This window comes from Thermostichus sp. MS-CIW-25 (assembly GCF_054060015.1).
The window spans coordinates 42,617-62,339 of sequence record NZ_JBSSCS010000016.1 but is presented as its reverse complement, the minus strand read 5'-3'; the positions used below and the strand labels follow the sequence as shown (position 1 = coordinate 62,339).

17 protein-coding genes, 2 tRNA genes and 1 pseudogene are annotated in these 19,723 nt (G+C 59.1%); 9 read left to right on the top strand and 11 right to left on the bottom strand.

Going from position 1 to position 19,723, the window contains the following annotated elements:
* Nucleotides 1–308: 308 nt before the first annotated feature.
* The gene (locus tag ACVWZ1_RS07690; protein WP_457503032.1) at nucleotides 309–2,900 is read left to right on the top strand and encodes a DUF3536 domain-containing protein; all 2,592 of its coding nucleotides are present in this window, start codon (nucleotides 309–311) and stop codon (nucleotides 2,898–2,900) included.
* A gap of 182 nt (nucleotides 2,901–3,082) precedes the next feature.
* On the opposite strand, the gene ACVWZ1_RS07685 is transcribed toward ACVWZ1_RS07690, so the two are convergent.
* Nucleotides 3,083–3,156 (bottom strand) — tRNA-Pro (locus ACVWZ1_RS07685).
* 144 nt (nucleotides 3,157–3,300) lie between these two features.
* On the opposite strand from ACVWZ1_RS07685, the gene ACVWZ1_RS07680 reads away from it, so the two are divergent.
* On the top strand, nucleotides 3,301–3,756 hold the full coding sequence (locus ACVWZ1_RS07680) for an HHL1-like protein (RefSeq protein ID WP_457503030.1): 456 nt from the start codon (nucleotides 3,301–3,303) through the stop codon (nucleotides 3,754–3,756).
* Here the strand turns inward: ACVWZ1_RS07680 and ACVWZ1_RS07675 are convergent.
* Both ACVWZ1_RS07675 and ACVWZ1_RS07670 read right to left on the bottom strand, forming a co-directional pair.
* On the bottom strand, nucleotides 3,753–4,664 hold the full coding sequence (locus ACVWZ1_RS07675; RefSeq protein WP_414417033.1) for an alpha/beta fold hydrolase: 912 nt from the start codon (nucleotides 4,662–4,664) through the stop codon (nucleotides 3,753–3,755). The two genes, ACVWZ1_RS07680 and ACVWZ1_RS07675, sit on opposite strands and share 4 nt — an antisense overlap.
* Nucleotides 4,665–4,754: 90 nt before the next feature.
* Nucleotides 4,755–5,357, bottom strand: a pseudogene (locus ACVWZ1_RS07670) (zinc ribbon domain-containing protein); the annotation flags it as partial.
* A gap of 356 nt (nucleotides 5,358–5,713) precedes the next feature.
* On the opposite strand from ACVWZ1_RS07670, the gene ACVWZ1_RS07665 reads away from it, so the two are divergent.
* Both ACVWZ1_RS07665 and ACVWZ1_RS07660 read left to right on the top strand, forming a co-directional pair.
* Nucleotides 5,714–7,141 (top strand): folate/biopterin family MFS transporter, encoded by a 1,428-nt coding sequence (locus tag ACVWZ1_RS07665; RefSeq protein ID WP_457503028.1) that lies wholly within the window; start codon nucleotides 5,714–5,716, stop codon nucleotides 7,139–7,141.
* A 117-nt stretch (nucleotides 7,142–7,258) separates the two neighbouring features.
* Nucleotides 7,259–7,714, top strand: a complete 456-nt coding sequence (locus ACVWZ1_RS07660) for a DUF6679 family protein (protein WP_011432782.1) — start codon at nucleotides 7,259–7,261, stop codon at nucleotides 7,712–7,714.
* A 151-nt stretch (nucleotides 7,715–7,865) separates the two neighbouring features.
* Here ACVWZ1_RS07660 and ACVWZ1_RS07655 read toward each other — a convergent pair whose 3' ends face one another.
* Nucleotides 7,866–8,618 (bottom strand): segregation/condensation protein A, encoded by a 753-nt coding sequence (locus ACVWZ1_RS07655; RefSeq protein WP_414349871.1) that lies wholly within the window; start codon nucleotides 8,616–8,618, stop codon nucleotides 7,866–7,868.
* A gap of 156 nt (nucleotides 8,619–8,774) precedes the next feature.
* Here ACVWZ1_RS07655 and ACVWZ1_RS07650 point away from each other — a divergent pair.
* The 3 genes from ACVWZ1_RS07650 to ACVWZ1_RS07640 all read left to right on the top strand — a co-directional run bounded on the left by ACVWZ1_RS07650 (nucleotide 8,775) and on the right by ACVWZ1_RS07640 (nucleotide 10,469).
* Nucleotides 8,775–8,846: transfer RNA gene (locus ACVWZ1_RS07650), tRNA-Val, on the top strand.
* 298 nt (nucleotides 8,847–9,144) lie between these two features.
* On the top strand, nucleotides 9,145–9,585 hold the full coding sequence (locus ACVWZ1_RS07645; RefSeq protein ID WP_414374744.1) for a LapA family protein: 441 nt from the start codon (nucleotides 9,145–9,147) through the stop codon (nucleotides 9,583–9,585).
* The gene (locus tag ACVWZ1_RS07640; RefSeq protein WP_011432786.1) at nucleotides 9,573–10,469 is read left to right on the top strand and encodes a sulfatase-like hydrolase/transferase; all 897 of its coding nucleotides are present in this window, start codon (nucleotides 9,573–9,575) and stop codon (nucleotides 10,467–10,469) included. Before ACVWZ1_RS07645 ends, ACVWZ1_RS07640 begins: the two co-directional genes overlap by 13 nt.
* Before the next feature lie 153 nt (nucleotides 10,470–10,622).
* Here ACVWZ1_RS07640 and ACVWZ1_RS07635 read toward each other — a convergent pair whose 3' ends face one another.
* The 4 genes from ACVWZ1_RS07635 to ACVWZ1_RS07620 form a co-directional block, all read right to left on the bottom strand.
* A complete protein-coding gene (locus ACVWZ1_RS07635; protein ID WP_414341734.1) occupies nucleotides 10,623–11,771 on the bottom strand; it encodes an AI-2E family transporter in 1,149 nt (382 codons plus the stop codon).
* Between the two features lie 32 nt (nucleotides 11,772–11,803).
* Nucleotides 11,804–12,580, bottom strand: a complete 777-nt coding sequence (gene fabI / locus ACVWZ1_RS07630; RefSeq protein ID WP_011432788.1) for an enoyl-ACP reductase FabI — start codon at nucleotides 12,578–12,580, stop codon at nucleotides 11,804–11,806.
* 219 nt (nucleotides 12,581–12,799) lie between these two features.
* Complete coding sequence (gene aspS / locus ACVWZ1_RS07625; RefSeq protein WP_457466537.1) at nucleotides 12,800–14,605, bottom strand: aspartate--tRNA ligase; 1,806 nt, start codon at nucleotides 14,603–14,605, stop codon at nucleotides 12,800–12,802.
* A 72-nt stretch (nucleotides 14,606–14,677) separates the two neighbouring features.
* Nucleotides 14,678–15,616, bottom strand: coding sequence for a metal ABC transporter solute-binding protein, Zn/Mn family (locus ACVWZ1_RS07620; protein ID WP_414357325.1), 939 nt, complete (start codon nucleotides 15,614–15,616; stop codon nucleotides 14,678–14,680).
* Between the two features lie 63 nt (nucleotides 15,617–15,679).
* Between ACVWZ1_RS07620 and ACVWZ1_RS07615 the strand changes: the two genes are divergently transcribed.
* Together ACVWZ1_RS07615 and ACVWZ1_RS07610 are read left to right on the top strand one after the other, a co-directional pair.
* On the top strand, nucleotides 15,680–16,441 hold the full coding sequence (locus ACVWZ1_RS07615; RefSeq protein ID WP_457503027.1) for a metal ABC transporter ATP-binding protein: 762 nt from the start codon (nucleotides 15,680–15,682) through the stop codon (nucleotides 16,439–16,441).
* Between the two features lie 24 nt (nucleotides 16,442–16,465).
* Entirely contained in the window at nucleotides 16,466–17,299 is an 834-nt protein-coding gene (locus ACVWZ1_RS07610; protein ID WP_457503025.1) for a metal ABC transporter permease, read from the top strand.
* Nucleotides 17,300–17,367: 68 nt separating this feature from the next.
* Here the strand turns inward: ACVWZ1_RS07610 and ACVWZ1_RS07605 are convergent, their stop codons facing one another.
* The 3 genes from ACVWZ1_RS07605 to ACVWZ1_RS07595 form a co-directional block, all read right to left on the bottom strand.
* Entirely contained in the window at nucleotides 17,368–17,652 is a 285-nt protein-coding gene (locus ACVWZ1_RS07605) for an RNA recognition motif domain-containing protein (RefSeq protein ID WP_011432793.1), read from the bottom strand.
* Nucleotides 17,653–17,847: 195 nt separating this feature from the next.
* Nucleotides 17,848–18,630: a 16S rRNA (guanine(527)-N(7))-methyltransferase RsmG gene (gene rsmG, locus ACVWZ1_RS07600; RefSeq protein ID WP_457503024.1), complete on the bottom strand. Its 783-nt coding sequence runs from the start codon at nucleotides 18,628–18,630 to the stop codon at nucleotides 17,848–17,850.
* Nucleotides 18,627–19,652 (bottom strand): hypothetical protein, encoded by a 1,026-nt coding sequence (locus ACVWZ1_RS07595; protein ID WP_457503023.1) that lies wholly within the window; start codon nucleotides 19,650–19,652, stop codon nucleotides 18,627–18,629. The genes rsmG and ACVWZ1_RS07595 overlap by 4 nt, the downstream gene beginning before the upstream one ends.
* Between the last annotated feature and the right edge of the window lie 71 nt (nucleotides 19,653–19,723).

The following is a 19,723-nucleotide window of genomic DNA, read 5'->3' as shown; positions in this document are numbered from 1 at the left end:
TCAGGACTTGGGTCATGGTTCTATCATAACTTCCGCATTCCTCCCGACACTGACCCTACGGGTACAGTGCGGGGCTCCTGCGATTTCTAGCTGAGACCCGTTCAGGAAGGGATCCCGGCTGGATCCCTTCTGTTGTGAGGAAAACGCAAAGATTACTGACCGATGTTTGTTCCCTGTCAAATTTCCAACTGAATCTTTTACATTCACCGTTGCAGATCGGGGATCGCTGTAACGTATGGATATGAACTTAAGTTAACATTGCCTTCCCCTGTAACCCAGTTGGAGGCCTCTAAAAGGAGTGTAATCTCATGATGCCGAGTGGCTCCAAAAATTCCGATAGGCCAGCGGCACAGTCAGGGCACAGCGATTTGGTCTCCGACCCGCCGATGCAAGCGGCTCCTTCTCCGGCAGGTGCTGCTGAGCTTTCCTCTGCGCGGCCGTACGTGGTGTTGCACGGCCATTTCTATCAGCCGCCCCGAGAGGATCCCTGCCTCAACCGCATTCAGCGACAGCCGAGCGCCAGCCCCTTTCACGACTGGAACGAGCGCATTTGGGCGGAATGTTACCGCCCCAACGCCTTTGCCCGCGTTCTGGATGACCAGGGAAGGGTGGTGCGTATTGTCAACAACTATGAATTCCTGAGTTTTAACTTCGGCCCTACTCTCCTCTCTTGGCTAGAGGAGCATGACATTGAAGTTTACCAACGCATTTTGGCCGGCGACCGCCTCAGCGCTGAGCGGCTGGAGGGTCATGGCAATGCCATCGCCCAAGTGTACAACCACGTCATCCTGCCCCTGGCCAACGAGCGAGACAAGTACACCCAGATCCGCTGGGGAATTGCCGATTTTCAACACCGCTTTGGGCGCCATCCCCAGGGGATGTGGCTGGCCGAAACCGCCATTGATGCAGCAACGGTCACGGCCTTGGTTGAGTGTGGGATCCGCTTCGTCATTTTGGCCCCCAGCCAAGCGCAGCGCATTCGCCCCTTGGGACAAACGGAGTGGATCGACGTTAGCCAAGGCCAGATCGATCCCCGTCGGCCCTACCGCTGCTTTACCCCCGATCGGGAGGGGTACTTGGATATTTTCTTTTTCGATGGCCCCATTTCCCGTGACTTGGGCTTTGGGGATATCGTCTACAGCACCCACTCTCTGGCGGAGCGGATCCGTTCCGCTCTGCGCCCGGACAAAGAGGGGGAAGCCTATCTGATCAACTGTGCCACCGATGGCGAGACTTTTGGCCACCACAAGCGGGGTGTAGAACGCACGCTGGCCTATGCCTTTTGCGAGGAATTTCCCCGCCGGGGCTGGCAGGTGGGCAACTACAGCCATTTTCTCAGCCAACATCCCCCCACTTGGGAGGTGCAACTGAAACCGGTCACCGCCTGGAGCTGCGCCCACGGGGTAGGACGGTGGTCGCGAGACTGTGGCTGCGGAGCGGTGGGAGGGTGGCACCAACGCTGGCGGCAACCGCTGCGGGAGTCCCTCAACTGGCTGCGGGATCAGCTGGCCGAGATCTACGAGACGGAGGCCAGAGCCTACCTGCGGGATCCCTGGCTGGCGCGGGATCGTTACATCGAGGTGATTTTGGATCGGGAGCGCTGTGATGCCTTTTTGCAGGAGCACCAAAGCCACCGCCTCACCGCCGAAGATCGGGTGCAAGTGCTGCGCCTGTTGGAGATGCAGCGCTACAGCCAGTTGATGTTCACCAGTTGTGGCTGGTTTTTCGAGGAGCTATCCCGTCCTGAAGGGGTGCAGATCCTGCGTTACGCGGCACGGGCTATCCAGTTGGCAGCAGCAGTGGCGGATGTCAACCTAGAAGAGGAGTTTTTGCAGCGCCTGAGCAAGGCCCCCAGCAACCTCGACCTCTACAGAGACGGCAAGGGGGTCTATTGCGCCTTGGTGCGCCCCAGCTTGATCAGCCCGCAACGGCTGGTGGCCCGGCACGCCATGTTTTCCCTGTTTAACGGGATCCCCCGTTCCCAGGGATATGTGCTGGATCAAGTGGATCAAGATCGCCTGACGATAGGAGGATCGACGCTGGCCATCGGGCGGGTGAAGCTCACTTTTCCCACCACCCGCGAAGAGCACGACCTGATCTACGCCATGCTCCATCTCGGCGGCTGGGACTTTCAATGTGGCGTCAAGCCGTTTGCCGGGCGGCGCATCTACGAGCAGATAAAAGCGCGGCTGCTGGCCGGATCCCACAGTCGGATCCAGATGATCCTGACCCTGCAAGACCTATTTGGGCCGGAAACCTTCGACTTGAACGCCCTCGACGACGAAGATCGGCAGCAGATGATGCGCTGGCTCACTCAAGATACCCTAGACCGCCTGGCCCAGCTCTACCGCCAAACCTACCTGGACAATTACGGGGTCTTGATGGCCTTTCGGGCCGACGGCCTGCCGATCCCGGAAGAGTTGTTGGCTGCCGCTCAGATCACCCTCAACCAACGCCTGTTGACCAGTTTGCGGGCGATGGAAATGGAAGAGGGCAAGCGGGATCACCTGCTGGAATTGCGGGCAATTGTGCGCGAGGCCGAGCAGTTGGGGTGTCAGTTGCGGCGGGAAGAGGCAGCCCGGGTTCTGGATCGGCTCCTACAGCGGGGGATGTGGCACCTTGCCCACGCTTTTGAGCCGGAGACCTTCGGCGAACAGCTCTACAACCTGGAAGAATGGCTGCAATTGGCTGCAGACCTGCGCCTGCCCATCAACTTGGATCGCCTGCAAGAGCTCTATCTGACAGCGCTGGAGCGTCAAATTGGCCCGCGTTGCCCAGCTTGGCCCCAAGAAGATTGCCGAGACATTTCCGCCGAAAACCTGCACCGCCTCTTACAGATTGGGCAGCGGATTCGGGTTAACGTCAACGCCTGGCTGCGTCACTTACAACTCCAAGATTAGGGTCATTTCAATTCAAAATAGGACACTGCACCTACACCCAAAACGTTGGTCGCGTCGTCGCATCTTCGCGTCAGCATTGCGGAGCAATAATGCACAGGCTTGTAGGGCTTTTCTCAGCAGCCCAGGCGTCTCACCCTGACCCGAAAAACTACCAGTTGACAGCTAAGTGAACTTCAAGCCTATCGGGATGACAGGATTCGAACCTGCGACCCCTTCGTCCCGAACGAAGTGCGCTACCAAGCTGCGCTACATCCCGACTGACGGGCCCCTCTAACCGCCCGCCGAAGCTCAACAAGTATAGCACGCCGGCTACGAACAATGATGACAAGGGATCCCCGGCAGAGAAGGGGATCCGATCTGCGCTAAGCTGCAAAAAATCCCCCCTCTCGTCAGCCCAAGTATGAGTCAGTCTAAGGGTTTCCGCAAATCCAAGCCTGAGAAAAAACCGGCCAGCTCCAACACTGCCAAGCGCAAGGAAGCCGCCCAACGGTACGACGAGCTGAAAGCCAAGGGGATGCCGGAGTTCAACATCTTTGCCCGCCGTCGCCAGCCCGCGCCTGGCCAGCCCAACCCTTGGCTGCCGGTGGGATCCCTGGCAGTGGGACGTTCCAGCGCCATTCACCAAGCCATTTTCCAAAATGAGGAAGAACTCAAAAAAGCAGCCGTCAGGCTGTTCCCCCGTCTTGGCAAAGTCAAAGACGAGCTGGAGTTTGGGTTTCGCCTCAAGGACAAGGACTTTCAGGACGAGCCGATCCAGGTGGCGATCCGCCCCCAGCCTTCACCCCTTCAAGTCTGGATGGCCAAAATCCGAGGTTGGTTGGGCCTCTCCAGCAAAGGAACCTCTAAAAAAGGCTAGACCGCCGCAAAGGCTCTGGGCAGCCAGCTCAAAATCAGAGGGTTGACCACCTCTGGGCGCTCGTCGTGGGGGCAATGGCCTGTATTGGGAATGGGCAAGAACTGGTAGTCGATCCCTTTCACGTGGTTTTGAAAGCCGCGACCCCGTTGAATGGGCGTCCAGGGATCCCCCTCTCCCCAGAGCACCAACAGCGGGCAGCGCACCTGAGGCAATAGGGCTTCAGGAGTTGGGCCAGGGGGAGCGGTGAGAATCGAGGCAAACACCTGCTGAGCGCCCACATCACAGGAAGGGGCATACAGAATCTCCACCAGCTCATCGGTAATGGCGGCGGGGTTACGGTACACCTGCTTGAGAGTTGCGCGGATACGCTGCCGCTGCCGCACCCGATCGAACAAAAACGGCCCCGTCACCGGAGAAGCCGCCAGAGCGGTGAAAACACTCATGAAAAGGCGGAAAATCGGGCTGAGCTCATGGGAGCGATGGTTCAATCCCCCGGCGCAGTTGAGCAGCACCGCCCCTGCTGTTAACTGGGGATGCCGGGCGGCCATGATCAAGCTGAGCAAGGCACCAATGGAATTGCCGATAAATACAGCAGGCTGCTGAATGTGCTGCTGCCAAAAATCCACCAGCAACTCCGCCCACAGATCCAAGGTGTAGGGGAGAGCAGGCTTGGCCGAGCCGCCAAACCCCAGCAAATCCAGGGCATAGACCCGGTATCCTGCCGCAGCCAGCACGGGGATGTTGTGCCGCCAATGGCCGATGGAAGCCCCAAATCCATGCACCAAGACCAGCGGGGATCCGGATCCCTGCACCACATAGCGAATGGCATGTCCGCGCCAGCTCCAGACTTGGGGAGCAAAAGGAGCAATGGCCTCAGCCGCAGAACCGGCAGAAGAAGCAGTCAGCACAGCCTGAAAACAGACCCAGTTAAAGATGTAGGTAGAAACTCAGAGCCATCCCTGTTCATCATAGCTTCGGAATGCCTTTGTCTGATACATTTACGCTGAACACTGCTGAGCATTACTGCTCAACGGTGAAGCGATAGCATTCTGTCCGTTTCCGAACAGAAAGGCGGTATCCCGCAAAGCTCTGAGCATAACACCCAGAGCGCCTTGCCAATCTCGTGGTAGCCTATGGCTGCACTTGGGGCATGTGAACACCTTTGCGCCACCCAACTTGGTGTGGATGTGCCCGCACTTGGTACAGGTTTTGCTGGTGTACGCTTCCGATACTTCCACGACGACCACGTTTTTCTTTTTGGCTTGAAATTTCAGGAACTGCTTGAACCGATAGTGCGCCCAGGTGAGCATCGCCCTTGCTGTCTTGCTACCAAACTTCCTCCCTGCCTTGGCAACCATCTTGGCTGACTCGAAAGTGGGGAGGAATATCAATCGGTAGTTATCCGTTAGGAACGCCGCTACCTTGCGATGGCACTCGTCCACCAAGTTCCTGATTCTCTCCCGCAGACGAAACGCCGCTTGCCGCATTCGCCTACGCTTGGGTCTCGGTGCTTTACTCAGCCTAGATTGCAGATCGTCTAGGTGGTAGCACAGCCGAGTGATTCTGCCGAAGTCCCCTTTGGCAATATCTACAAAACCTCCCGTCTCTACTGCCCTGCCTGCTGCTGCAGTTGCGGGTTCAGGTGCCGCCGAGGTGGGGTTGGGCCGGTCAACATGGGACGGAAGCATGCTGGACTTCTTGGGATCCCCGCCCTTGGCTGGATGGCATAGCACCCGGGGATCAGCTTTCGACCTCATTTCGACCTCATTATTTTGTAGATTTTGTAGCTCGGCTGGGTTGAGCAGAAAGAGCGCTGGGAAGCGCAACCCGTCCAAGGAGGTCGGAGCCGGAAGCCAGTTGGACAGGTTAAGGTGAAGAGACTGTTAAGATTCTTATGGTTTTGCTGTTGCCAAGGCAACACCGCACCAACTAACATCTCGCTACACTGCGACCGCTCATGATTCATCCTCTGCTGCAACGGCTGCACCAATCCACCCTGACCCCGCTGCGGGATATCCACTGGACGCCGGAATTGTTCGGAATCCTCTTGGTGTACTTTGTGCAGGGGGCGGTGGGGCTGGCACGGCTGGCCACCAGCTTTTACCTGAAGGATAGCTTGGGCCTCAGCCCGTCTCAGGTGGCGGCGTTGATGGGCGTTGCCATGAGCCCCTGGATCCTCAAGCCCCTCTACGGCCTGCTGTCGGATACCGTACCGGTGGCGGGCTATCGGCGCCGTCCCTACCTCTTGCTGTCGGGGCTTCTGGGGTGTGGGGCTTGGCTGGGGATGGCCCTGTGGGCACCGACGGCTGGTCTGGCCACCCTGTGGATGGTTTTGGGATCCCTGGCGGTGGCGGTAGGGGATGTAATCGTAGATTCGCTGGTGGTGGAGCGGGTACACGGCAGTGACTGGGCGGGGACGGGCACGCTGCAATCTTTGACTTGGGGAGCAACGGCCTTGGGATCCCTGCTCACCGCCTATTTGGGAGGAGCGCTCTTGGCCCATTATCCGCCGCAGGTGGTGTTTGGCCTGACGGCCTTTTTGCCGTTGTTCATCGCTCTGGCAGCTTGGGTTATTGCCGATCAACCGGTGGCGTTGTCCCAGGGCTGGGATCCCTTGCAACAACAGGTGGGGCAGGTGTGGCGGGCGCTGCGGCAACCCAGCATTTTGCTGCCGGTGCTGTTTGTGTTCGTTTGGCAGGCCACTCCCAGCGCCGATGCGGCTCTTTTTTACTTTGTCACCAACGATCTCGGCTTTGGGCCGGAATTTTTGGGTCAGGTGCGCTTGGTAACCAGCATCGCCAGTTTGCTGGGGGTAGGGATCTTCCAGGTGTATCTGCGGCGGATCCCACTGCGGCCCCTGTTCGGCTGGATGACGGTGATCTCGGCGGCGTTGGGCCTGACCAGCCTTATCTTGGTCTATCACCTCAACCGGGATTGGGGCATCGACGATCATTGGTTTAGCTTGGGGGACAGCCTGGTGCTGACGGTGGCAGGACAAATTGCCTTTATGCCAGTGCTGGTCTTGGCCGCCCGCCTCTGCCCCCCTGGGATCGAGGCCACCCTCTTTGCTCTGCTGATGTCGGCCTTTAATTTGGCGGGGTTTCTCTCCCAAGAGCTGGGATCCCTGCTGATGCATGGGCTGGGGGTAACGGAGACCGATTTCAGCCGGCTGGGGCTGCTGCTGATCCTGACCAACCTTTCTACCCTCTTGCCCCTGCCGTTTTTGGGCTGGCTGCCGGAAGAGAGCATGACCCTTGGCGGAGCAGAACTGGAGGCGGAAGCCCATGCCTCTCTGGAATCCTTTCTGCGGGATGTGCAGGCAGAAGAAGCGGAGACAGCCTTGGCGATGGAAGGGGTCTCTCTGGCCGAAACCGACCCAACCTAAAGAGACTCTGTCTGGCCTCGGGAAAGGCATACAGCCTCGGTGTCCAGCCGCTAAGATGGAGGGATGAGCTGGGTAGCCCCCACAACTCACTCGGATCTTTCACTTCAGGAGGGGACCGTGCTTCATCGTAGGATCTATCAACTCAGCCGCGAAGGCAAGGATGTGTGGATCTATCTGCGGGATCAGGGACGCTGGCTGGAACGGGCCAAGATCCTCGATATCGAAGGGGACACCATCCTAGTTCGCTACGAGACAGAAGATGAGGAGGAGATCTGCTCCTGGGAGGAGATGATTCGCCTGGAAAGCATTGGAGCTGTTGCTCAGCGCCTTTCCACCATTCCCAAGGGGATGCTCAGCACGTCAGATTTGCTCACCTCAGAAGACTGCCCTCCGGCTGAATTGCTGCATCCGCCACTGTTGCCTACCGAAGGAGAAGATCACCCCAGCAGCGAGCGCCTCGTGGAGGATTACTACCTGGATCGGGAGGCTCCTGCCGAGCTGCCGGTGCGCTCCAGTGGGGAAGATCTCAAACGGGCGGATCGTGCCCGGCACGATGCTGAAGGCACGGATTGAGTTCTCCGTTTGCCAGAGCGGCGCAGAAGAGCGCTTGACATCCTCAGGTTCAGACGCCAGCTCAGAAGCCTAGAGGTGGATGGCCCGGCCACGGCCAGAAAAGTTCTCTAGAGTTCACCTTGGCAGATGAAGGGGATCCCAAGGGCGGGATCTACTTTGCCAGGCCCTCAGTTGTGCAGGGTCGGATGGTCAGTGGGCCGTAGAACTCCTCTTGGCACAGCTCCACCTGAGAGCGGGCAGCCATTAGCAGCAATGACCAGAAGACTTGAATGGGGTGAATGGTCCCGCTGCTGCCGTTTTGATAGCTTTTTTGGCAAAAGTGTTGCTGGAGATCGACAAAGCTGATCTGGGTCAGACCCTGCTGCCAAAGCTGAGCCAGCAGAGATTCTAGCTCGGCGGTGGTTTCCAAAAGGTTTTCCGGGTGGGCTAGCTGAGTGATGGCCGACAGCGCTTGCTGGCGAGAAATCCGTTGGGCCAGCGGCTTTGGGGCAGCTTCGGGCTGGTGTTCCAGCAGGGTTTCCAGCTCTTGCAGGTGGGCGATGAGTTCTTTGAGGGTGATGGGCCGGGTACGTTGAAGACGGGGTGCTGCCCTGGGTTGCAACACGCGATCCAAGTGTGCCAAAGACCAGCTTGGCCAGGGATCCACTTCTACCTCCACCGGGCTGGGCTCACTTTCTTCTGCTTCTGGTTCTGCCAAAGCCATCGCCTTAAGATAGACCAACATGGCAGCGTGGAGCAGGGCTTGTCCCGACTCAGACAGGTCATGGCTGCTACTGGTGGGAGCCATACGGGCCAGAAAGCGATCGATAACCTCGATGACCTGCACATCCCAGGGATCGATCTCGCCTCGTTCTGCCAAATCAATGAGCAGAGCAATTGCCTCTTCGGTCGGTGAGTAGGCCATAGCGCCCCACAGCTCCCTGACCCTTACTGTAGCCCTCAGGCCGGATCCCGGCTATCTCTAGCCATCTCCCATGCCGATCCGAATCCTCTGGCTCAATCGCTGACGTGGTAATATAGAGATCCTGCTCTAGTCGATAGCTGCTAGAGTGGTATCTGCGGGCGGTTAGCACAGTGGTAGCGCACTTCCTTCACACGGAAGGGGTCACAAGTTCGAATCTTGTACCGCCCATACCCGCAAACCTGCTCCTGCAGCGAGCTTCAACAGTCCAAGTCCTTCTCCTGGAGGAGAGATACAGGCGGCTAGAAACGACTTTTTCCGCCCCGGGATCTCCCTGAAGCGCGCCTTAGGGAGAGGGCTAATGGCTGTTGAGAACAACTCCGCTTGAGCTTCCAGCGTCTTTGCTGCCAGGCCAGTGGAGAAAGGGAAGAATGGTAGCCTAATAAAGGGTAGGGTTGAGGCCATGCAAGAATTTCGTCCCGCTAACGCGATCAGAAACCTTCGCTTCATACTCCTGGGCTTGTGGATCTTGAGCCTGCTCGTTCTCCTCATCCAAAACTGGGGATCCCCGGCAAGGGTTGTGGTGGGTGGGCAATCGGGATCCCCGATTCCTTTGTCGTTGGTGCTATTGGCCTCTTATGGGGCAGGGATGGGGCTGGGATTTTTGTATGTAGGCTCCTGGCGATTGCACGACCGGGTGTTCCAGCGACAGGCAATCCGTAAGTTAACTCAGTTGAGCGACCGAGTTCGCTTTTTGGAAGCCCAGCTGATTCCCCCCGACCACTATTTGCCCCAAGATCTGCCGGAGTACGAGCCGGATCCCCAAGCAGGCCGCTATTCCTATTCCAATATCCCGCCGGAACGCATTCGCGATCCCGCTCCTGAGGACGACGATGCGGCAGCAGCTCCCAACTGGCGGATTGTCCAGCGGCCCTACGCCGACGAGGAGGAGGAAGGATGGGATTCCTAAACTGGTGGAAATCGTCTGCCGCTCCTGCGTCTGAGCCCGACCCCCGCCCTGAACCGCGGGGACAGAACAACTATCTGCTCATCGTCCTAGACAGTTGCCGCTTCGACAGCCTGCTGGCGGCCAACCCCAAGCACTTGCTGAAGTTGGGCCCTCTGGAAAAGCGCTGGAGCTACGCTTCCTGGACGGCCCCTGCCCATTACAACCTGCTCATGGGCCTGCTGCCCCACACCAGCCCCATCCACGTTTTTGCGTCCGAGCACTACAAGCAAGATTATCTGCGCTACAACGAGCGGCTCGGCACCCGGCAACCCATTGAGTTCAAGCATCTGCTGCCTCATCTCTATTTGCCGACGCTGCTGAAGCATCAACTGGGCTACACCACCCACGCCATGGTCTCCATGCCGGTGCTCAACCCCAGCACGCTGCTGAATCGGGATTTCGATTCCTACCGCCTCATGCCCCAGCACAACGATATGGCGGCCATGGTGGAACAGTTGCGCTTCGAGCCGGATCGCCCCAGCTTTTACCTGTTAAACGTGGGCGAAACTCACTATCCCTACGCGCTGCCCGATGAGGATCCCAGCTTGTGGCCCCGCATCTCGGGGGTGAATGGGGTGTTGAAGCGGCTGGATGAAGGAGAAGAGGACGGGATCCCCTTTTTCGATTCGGCCCAGTTGGAAGAGCTACGGCAGCGACAGATCCAGGCGGTGCGCTACCTGGATGGGATCTTTGAACAGCTGTTCGACCTGGTTCCCAAAAACACCTACATCACGGTTACAGCCGATCACGGCGAACTGTTTGGGGAGGGAGGCTACTTCGGCCACGGCCCTATCCACCACGAAAAAGTGCTGGAGGTGCCTTTTATCGAGGGCAAGATTCGCTAGGATGAGGCCCTCACCCCCAGCCCCTCTCCCTGAGGACAAGGGTGGCCATCGATAGCCCAGCAACTGGGCTTACCAGGATTGAGCCTCTGTTTGCCTGCCGGTTAACGCGATCGCCTGAATCGCATGGGCAGAGCCTCTTCCCTTTTGGAGCAGCTAGATCTGCTGGGTCTCCGGCTTGGGCAGGGTAGGATCCCGGCGGGGTTCGCCGTTGGCGCTACTCGGACGGAGCCCTTGCGGGGATCCTTTTACACCGGAACCCAACCCATCTTCGGCGGCCAGGTCGGCAGAGCGGGCGATCTCGTAAAGGCTTTTCACCACACTGCTGAGGGGAATGGCGACGATCACGCCCAGGATGCCCCCCAGTTGCGCCCCCACCAACAGGGCAATCAAGATCCACACTGGATTTAGCCCGATCAGCTCTCCCATCAGGCGGGGGGCGATGACCCGATCCTTCACCTGCTGCACGATCAGGGAAACCAGCACCACTTTAAGGCTGAGCCAAATGTCCTGAAAGGCCAGCAACACCGCCGCCGCCCCAATGCCAATCACCCCCCCCACCAGGGGGATGACCTCCAGCAGGCCGATCAGCAGGCCAAACAGGAGCCCGAAAGGTACCCGCAAAAACCCAAAAACCGGCACCAGCATCAGGGCCATGATGAACCCCAACACCAACTGGCTGATGAGGAAGTTCTGAAAGCTGAGGGCTAGGGCTTCGCCAATGCGCGGCCCCCAAGGTTTGGGGAAGAGGCTGAGCAACCCCTGCCAGAACTGGCCCCCGTAGAGCAGCATGTAGAGGGCCAACACCAGCACCAGCACCAAGTCGATCACCTGGTTGAACGTACCCAGAAGGAGATCCAGGGATTGGCCGGCAATTTTCTCGGCGCTGGCCTGCAGGCGGTTGAGAAGGGTATTGACCAGCTCCGTCTGGCCAAGGTTGATGTTGCGCTCGGCGGCCCAAAGGCTAATCTGGTCGAGCCAATTTTGTAAGGTGTCCACCCACTCTGGGATCCGCGCCCCCAGCTGCACCACTTGCTTGGCCAAGACCGGCACCACGGCGATCCCCACCAAGACCAGCAGCACCACCGAGAGAGCAAAGACCAGGGTGACCGCCAAACCTCGACTGACCCGATAGCGCCGCAGCACCTGCACCGGGTAGTTGAGCAAAAAGGCCAGCACCGCCGCTGTCAGGATGGTGGTGAGCAAATGCCCAAACAGCCGACCCACCTGTATGGCCAGCCAGCCGCTGATGACGATCAAGATCCAGGTGAGCAGCAACCGCTGCAAGGGTGAGAAGCGATTCATGCCGGAGCCATCCCCAAGGGATCCCAAAGCGCTTAAAAACCCAGGATGCTATACCCACTATCCACGTAGATCACCTGGCCGGTAATGCCGCTGGCCAGGTCGCTGGCCAGAAAAGCCGCCACATTGCCCACCTCTATTTGAGTGACATTGCGCCGTAGGGGAGCTTTCTCCTCCACAGCATGCAGCATGGCATGAAAATCGGAAATGGCCGATGAGGCCAAGGTGCGGATTGGGCCGGCAGAAATGGCGTTCACCCGGATCCCGGCAGGGCCCAGCTCGGCAGCCAAGTAGCGGACACAGGTTTCCAGGCCCGCTTTGGTGACGGCAGCCATGTTGTAGTTGGGCACCACTCGCACTCCTCCCAAGTAGGTCAAGGTGAGGACACTGCTGCCGGATCTCAGTAGGGGCTTGGCAGCCCGGCAGAGGGCAATCAGGGAGTAGGTGCTCACATCCATGGCCAGGGCAAACCCCTCCCGCGAGATATCGCTGAAGTTGCCGCTCAGCTCCTCTTTTTTGACATAGGCCAGGCAGTGAACCAGAATATCGACCTGACCCCATTTTTCGGTTACCCCCTGAAACAGATCGCTGATCTGCTGATCGCTTTGCACGTCGCAGGGGAGGAGAAAATCTGGCTGCAAGGGATCCGTGAGTTGCTGAACTTTGGTTTTGAAGCGATCCCGCTCGTCCGGCAGATAGGTAACCCCTAGGCTGGCCCCCGCTTTGTGCAGTTGCTGAGCAATGCCCCAGGCAATGGAGCGCTCGTTGGCAATGCCGGTTACCAAGGCTTTCTTTCCCGTCAGCTGTAGCATGGCAAAAAAAGTAGGGGTGTATTCCTTTCTATCCTCCCACAGGTGGGAGCTGGGGCTGGGAGAAGGGATCCCAGGCACTCCTGAAGTCCCGTTAAAAAGGCCCGGCTTCCACAATGAAAGTCCTTTTGGTTGAAAAGGAATATTGTCTGCTGGATCTCCGCAGCCCTGTTACCCGTGCCGAAATCATCGAGCACCCGTGGTCGTTGGAAGATACCTCCCTCAACCGGGCTGATAGGTGGAAGCCACGTGCAGTTCCTTGAGCTGCTTCGCCTCAACGCTGGAAGGAGCGCCGGTGAGCAAACATCGCGCCTGCTGGGTTTTGGGAAAGGCGATGACATCCCGGATGGAATCTTCCCCGGCCAGCAACATCACCAGCCGATCCAGGCCGTAGGCAATGCCGCCGTGGGGCGGGGTGCCATACTCAAAGGCTTCCAACAAAAAGCCAAACTTGTCCCGCGCCTGTTCGGGGGTGAGGCCAATCGCTTGAAAAACCTGCTCCTGAATTTCCCGCTGGTAAATCCGCAGGGATCCCCCTCCTACTTCCACGCCGTTCCACACCAGGTCATAAGCCTGGGCCCGCGCCGTTTTCAGGTCGGCCAAGTCGTCGGGGTGGGGGGCGGTAAAGGGGTGGTGCAGGGCTTCCAGGCGATTTTCTTCGGCGTTGAACTCAAACATGGGAAAGTCGGTGATCCAGAGGAGATTCAAGGCGTTCTCTGGGATCAAACCCAGCTCCTGGCCCAGGTGCAGCCGCAGCCGGCCCAAAGACTCGTTCACCACTGCCGCCGGCCCTGCCCCAAACAGCAACAGATCCCCTGGCTTGGCCTGGGTGAGATCCAGCAACCGCTTCTCCTGCTCGGGGCTCAAGCTCTCTTTCAGGGCGCCGATGGTATCGAGGCTGTCGGGCCGCACCCGGATAAAGGCCAAGCCGCCCGCCCCATACTGGGTGACCAGCTTGAACAGATCCCCGCCTGGTTTGATGCGGGTGTTGGAGATCTTTTCATCGCCGCCGGGCACTGGCAGGATTTTGATCAAACCGCCCTCAGCCAGCACTTTGGCGAAGACTTTGAATCGGGATCCCTGAAACACCTCCGAAACATCCACCAACTCCATCCCAAAGCGGGTGTCAGGCTTGTCGGAGCCGTAGCGGGCCATGGCCTCGGCATAGGTCAGGCGCGGGAAGGGACGGGGCAGGTGGATCCCTTTGACAGTTTTGAAGATATGGCAGATCAGTCGCTCGTTGAGCTCCAGGATCCCTTCTTGATCCATGAAGCTCATCTCCATGTCCAACTGGGTGAACTCCGGCTGCCGATCTGCCCGCAGATCCTCATCCCGAAAGCAGCGGGCGATCTGGTAGTAGCGATCCACGCCAGCCACCATCAGCAGCTGCTTAAAGAGCTGGGGCGACTGCGGCAGGGCAAACCACTCGCCGGGGTTGACGCGGCTGGGCACCAGGTAGTCTCTGGCCCCTTCTGGGGTGGAGCGGGTGAGAATGGGAGTTTCCACCTCGACAAAGCCCTCCTCGTCTTCTAGGAAACGGCGGATGGCCTGGATGACCCGGTGGCGCAGTTGCAGGTTACGGGACATGCGCTCCCGCCGCAAATCCAGGTAGCGATAGCGCAGGCGGATCTCTTCTCGCACTTCCTCTGCTTCTTCTCCCGAGACGCTGAAGGGGAGCTGCTTGCCGACTGGACTGAGCACTTCCAACTGTTCGGCGTAGATCTCGACCTCGCCGGTGGCCAGGCGAGGGTTGAAGGAGTCGGGGGGCCGTTGCTGGACAGTTCCCGTTACCCGCACCACATATTCGTTGCGCACTTCCCCCGCCAGTGGATATGACTGCGGAGTTTTCTGCGGATCCGCCACCAGTTGCACAATGCCAGAGCGATCCCGCAAATCCAGAAAGATCACCCCCCCGTGGTCGCGGCGGCGGTCGATCCAGCCGTAGAGGGTGACGGTCTGGCCAATGTGGGCCGGGCGGACTTCGCCACAGTAGAGGGTGCGGGCCGGGCGATGGATGACAGCAGGCATGGAAGAGGTGAGAGAACAAGGGTCTGAGCCCCTATCATACAAAACTCAGACCTCCTGCCTCGACTCAGCTTCTCAAGAGCATTCAGGGGATCCGCCCAGGGCTACCACAATCGTGCAGGTGTTGTGGCGCATCATGGCAACGTAAGTTTCGGCGCCGCTGCCTGGCTCCCCCAAAGAGTCCGAGTACAGTTTCTGTTCGGCTACCTTGACCCCGGCTTCGGTGGCCACCGTTTGGAGGAGAGCGGGGTTGAGGGTGGTCTCAGCAAAGATAGCCGGCACCCGCAGAGCGCGGATCTCCTCCACTAAGCGGGCCACTGTCTGGGCGCTGGGCTGTTCTTCGGTGCTGATCCCCAGCAGGGATCCCCCCATTTTCAGGCCGTAGGCTTGGGTGTAGTAGGCAAAGGCATCGTGAGTGGTCACCAAAACCCGGTTGGGAGGGGGGATGGTCTGAATTTGCTCCCCAATCCAGGCATGAAGCTCCTCCAGCTCTGCTCGATAGGCAGCAGCATTGGTTTGGAAGAAGGTCGCCTCGCCAGGCACCTGTTCCGCCAGCTCTTGGGCGATGCGCTCCACCATGCGGATGACGTTTTCCACATTGCCCCACACGTGGGGGTCGGGAGTGGGGATCCCATCCTCCTCATTGGTGACGATGGGATCGAGGATCTCGGCCAAGGCAACCCGCCGCGCCTGTTGGGCTGTGGCCTCGATGAGGCGCATCAACCCCGGCTCCAGGTTGTAGCCGTTGTAAAACACCAAGTCTGCCCGCTCTAGGGCCATCCCATCCGCCGGTGCCGGCTCGTAGATGTGGGGATCCATCCCCGGCTGCAGCAGGCTGGTGAGCTGGATGCGATCTTGGCCCACCTGCTCCACCCAATCGGCGATCAGTGTGGTGGTGGCCACAACGCGGGGACGCGCCCAACCCGAACCGGCTAGGGCCAGAAAACTGCTGATCGCCAAGCCGAAGGCCGCTACCCAACGGCGCCGCCCCCAAAGGAAGACAGGACTTTTCATTATCGTTTCATGATTTAGGTACCCCTTTAGGGTACACTGGACTTACTCGAAAATGAAAGCAAAATGAAAAAGCAATCTGCTCCTCTCCCTCTTCGCCCGGCCAGGGGATCCCTGGTGGTGCGGGATCTGACGGTGCGTTACGGCAGCCTGCGGGTGCTGCAAGGGATCCAAGCTGAAATCGCGCCGGGCCGCCTCACGGGCATCCTTGGGCCCAACGGAGCCGGCAAAAGCACCTTTCTCAAGGGGCTGTTGGGGTTGGTGCCGCTGGAACGGGGGGAAGTGCGCTACGGCGGACAAGCGCTGCGGGGAGAGCAAGTGGCCTATGTACCCCAGCGCTCGGCCATCGACTGGTCGTTTCCCGCCACGGTGTGGGATGTGGTGTTGATGGGGCAGGTGAGAGCTGCTGGCTGGTTTCGCCGCATCGGGAAAAAGGGGCAGCAGCGGGCTGCTCAAGCCCTGGAGCGGGTGGGGATGGGGGCCTACCGGGATCGCCCCATTGGAAAGCTGTCGGGGGGACAACAGCAGCGGGTGTTCCTGGCGCGGGCCTTGGCGCAAGAAGCGGAGATCTACGCCCTTGACGAACCCTTTGCCGGGATCGACCAGCCCAGCGAAGCTATTTTGTTCCAGGTGTTGCGGGAGCTGGCAGATGCCGGCCACATCGTGATGGTGGTGCACCACGATTTGGGGCAGGCCCGGGCCTACTTCGACGAAGTGCTCCTCCTCAACCGTGTCTTAATTGCCCAGGGATCCCCGCGGGAGGTGTTGCAGCCAGCGGTGTTGCAGCGGGCCTATGGCCGAGCCCTGCTGCTGGACTCAGCTGCCTAGGGAGAGTTTGAGGTCAACAACGTTATGGAATGGCTCTGGCACAGCCTGGCGGATCCCTTGAGTTTTGCCTTCATGCAACGGGCTCTGCTGGTGGCGGTGGCCGTCGGCATTCTCTGTGCCGTGGTGGGCAGCTATCTGCTGGTGCAAAGCTTGGCCCTCCTGGGGGATGCCATCAGCCATTCGCTGCTGCCGGGCCTGGCCATTGCCTACATGCTGGGCCTCAACCTGTTTGTGGGAGCCTTTGTGGCCGGTCTCCTCAGCGCCCTCTTAATTCAATGGATCCGCTCCGCCAGCCCCCTCAAGCCGGATGCAGCCATGGGGATCGTCTTTTCGGCCTTTTTTGCCTTGGGGATCCTGTTGATCACTTTGATCCAACGGCGGGCTCGCATCGATCTCAACCACTTCCTCTTCGGCAACCTCCTGGGGGTGAATGCTGTCGATGTGCTGACAGTGGTGGGCATCACCCTTTTGGTGTTGGGGTTAGTGGCCCTCTTCTTCAAGGAATTGACCTTTTACAGCTTCGATCCCTTGGGGGCCAAAGCAGCCGGCCTGCCCACCGAGCGGCTGGGGTGGGGGCTGATGGTGCTCACCTCCCTGACGTTGGTGGCCAGCATGAAGGCAGTGGGCGTGCTCTTGGTGTTGGCCATGCTGATCACGCCGGCAGCAACCGCCTATCTGCTAGTGCCTCAACTGCACCAGGTGATGCTGCTGGGATCCCTGTTCGGGGTGAGCGCCAGCCTGTTGGGGATGTACGCCAGCTACTACCTCAACGTCGCCTCCGGCCCAGCCATTGTCCTGGTGGCCTCTGCCTGGTTTGGCCTGGCTTTTCTGGGCAGATCGCTCTTGGGTAAATACTAGAGGCCAGGGATCGCGGGTTGGGATCCCTGGCTCAAACCTCATCTGAGAAAGGGTAGATGCATGTTAACTCAAAAGCGGGAAGAGCGGCCATCCCGACCGCCTGCGCTGGTCTGCCGAGGCAACGCCTTGTTGACCCTCAGATCCCGGCCCATCCAAGTAGCACCGTCCAGCTCGTCGATGGCCTTTTGCTCATCGGCTTCGTTTTCCAGTTCCACAAAGGCAAAACCTCGCTTACGGCCAGTCTCCCGATCCACCGGCAGCTTAATTTGCTTAACGGTGCCGTATTCGGCGAACACAAGTCGCAGGTCTTCTTCGCTGGCCTTGAAGGACAAATTACCTACAAAAATGGTCATGGTGTAGCAAACTCCGAACCTTACCCTTTAGCGTTCAGTTCGGAGGCTCACCTGGTTAAACCATTCGCTCAATCCGAACCTCATGCCAACCACATCTTAGTCTTCCCAATGGCATTTGCAAAGCCATCCTTCCAGCTTTTTGTCCGAGAATTGGGAGAACTTTTGTAGCAAGATGGAAACTCAGGATCCTAACCTTCATGGGCGATTACTTTGGCCCAAGGGTTGGCGTTTGGGGATGCCAGGAGAGCGAGGATAGAGAGGCGGTGTTGGGGCCACTTTCTCCAGCAATAGGCAGTGGCGCACCCCACGGCTGTGGGGTGTGGTGAAGGCTTCTACATGGATCAGTTTTCCGCCCAGGATCTTGAGGGCCCGCTCCAGCGTTTGGGCTTCTGCCTCCGTCCAATGGCCACGATAGAGAATGGCACGCCCCCCTACTTTGAGCAGTGGCAGACAATACTCGGCGCAGATCTCCGCCGAGGCCAAAGCCCTGGCCAGAGCGACATCATAGCTGCCCCGTTCCTGCCGGATTTGTCCCCAGATTTCGGCCCGTTGAGCCACCGCCCGCGCTTGGGTGAGAGAGAGCCTCTGCAAGATGTCCTGCACAAAGGCAATCTTGCGTTGGGTGCTGTCCAGCAAGGTAAAGCTGGCCTGAGGCAGGGCAATTTGGGCCGGGATCCCCGGAAACCCTGCCCCGGTGCCGATGTCGATCCCCCGCCAGGGTTGAGCTTGGATTGCCTCCCAGGATCCCAGCAGGCGCAGGCCCCGCAGAGAATCCCACAGGTGTTTCTCCCAAAAATCGATGGGATCGGTGATGCGGGTCAGGTTCTGGGTTCGGTTTCCGGCCATCACCAAGGGATAGAGCTGTTGCAGTTGCTGCTGCTGCTGCTCAGAGGGCTGCCAACCCAGATCCGCCAGCCAGCTTTCCCACAGGGCCTTGAGCTCTGGAGGCTCAGAGGAAGGAGCGTCAGCCTTGTTCATCCCAGGGATCCCAGCCATGGCGATCCCAGTTTCAATCCGGCAGGGATGGCTCTGTCGGCCCAGCCTTTCAGCTCTTGGGTCAAGCCCTGCAAAGAGCGGTCGGTGCCCAGCAGCTCTTGGTTTAGGCAGACCAACTCCTGCAAATCCAGCTCCTGACAGTTGGCCCAGTCTTCCGCCAGCAAGTTGATCGGCTGGGGCTGAGTTTGGAGCAACTGATAGGAGGCCAACTCCAGCTCCACATTCAGTAGCACTTGCTCCAGCCGTTCTACCCGCTCCTGCATTTGCGCCAGTAGGGCTGCCAACTGCTGACAGCAATGGTGAACCCGCTGAGCATAGATCTTGAGCGGCAGGGTCAGCGGCAGCAACGACTCAGACAACAGTTGAATCAGGTGCTGGGCTTCCAGTTCTTCCAGTTGCAGGTCTTGCCAAATGGCGTGGTAAAGATGAAGCGAGCGACGACAGGCTTCCAGGCGCTGGTAGCAAGGCTGTAATACAGAACCGCGCAGCTCCTGCAGGTAGTCGGCCCACAGTTGCCCAGCCTCCACCACCCACCCCGTTTGCAGAAAACTCCACCCCTGAGCCAGCAGCCAACTGACGAACAGGCCCGCCAACAATTGGGGCTTTTGCCGTGCCAGGAAAGGCAGAAGATGCTCTCCCCAAATCGCCAACCCCAACCAGAGTAGGGCAGCCAAAGCCAAGTGGGGCAAGCTGATCATCTGGGCCAAAAGCTGCGCAGAACCTGCGGATCCCTGGGGAAGTCGGCGCTGCCCCAGCATCCAGAGGAGCCCCGCGCCCAAGCTGTACAGCCCTCCCCCCAACAGAGGGATCACCACCAACCACAAGGGCTGCCCCGTCCACAGTCGCGGCGGCGATCCACCCTCCCCCAGTCCATCACAACTGAGGAGATACAGGGCCAACAACGCCAAAATCACACCCCACCCCTGCTGTCGTTTGAGGCGGTGGGCAAGCCGGCGACGGCGGCGACGAAGGTAAGTTTGAAATGATTCAGCAGCGATGGACATGAAGCAGCTCTAGGGATCCCTGCCGATATCCGCCTTAATCTCGACCATTCAGCCTTGCTTGATCATAAGTC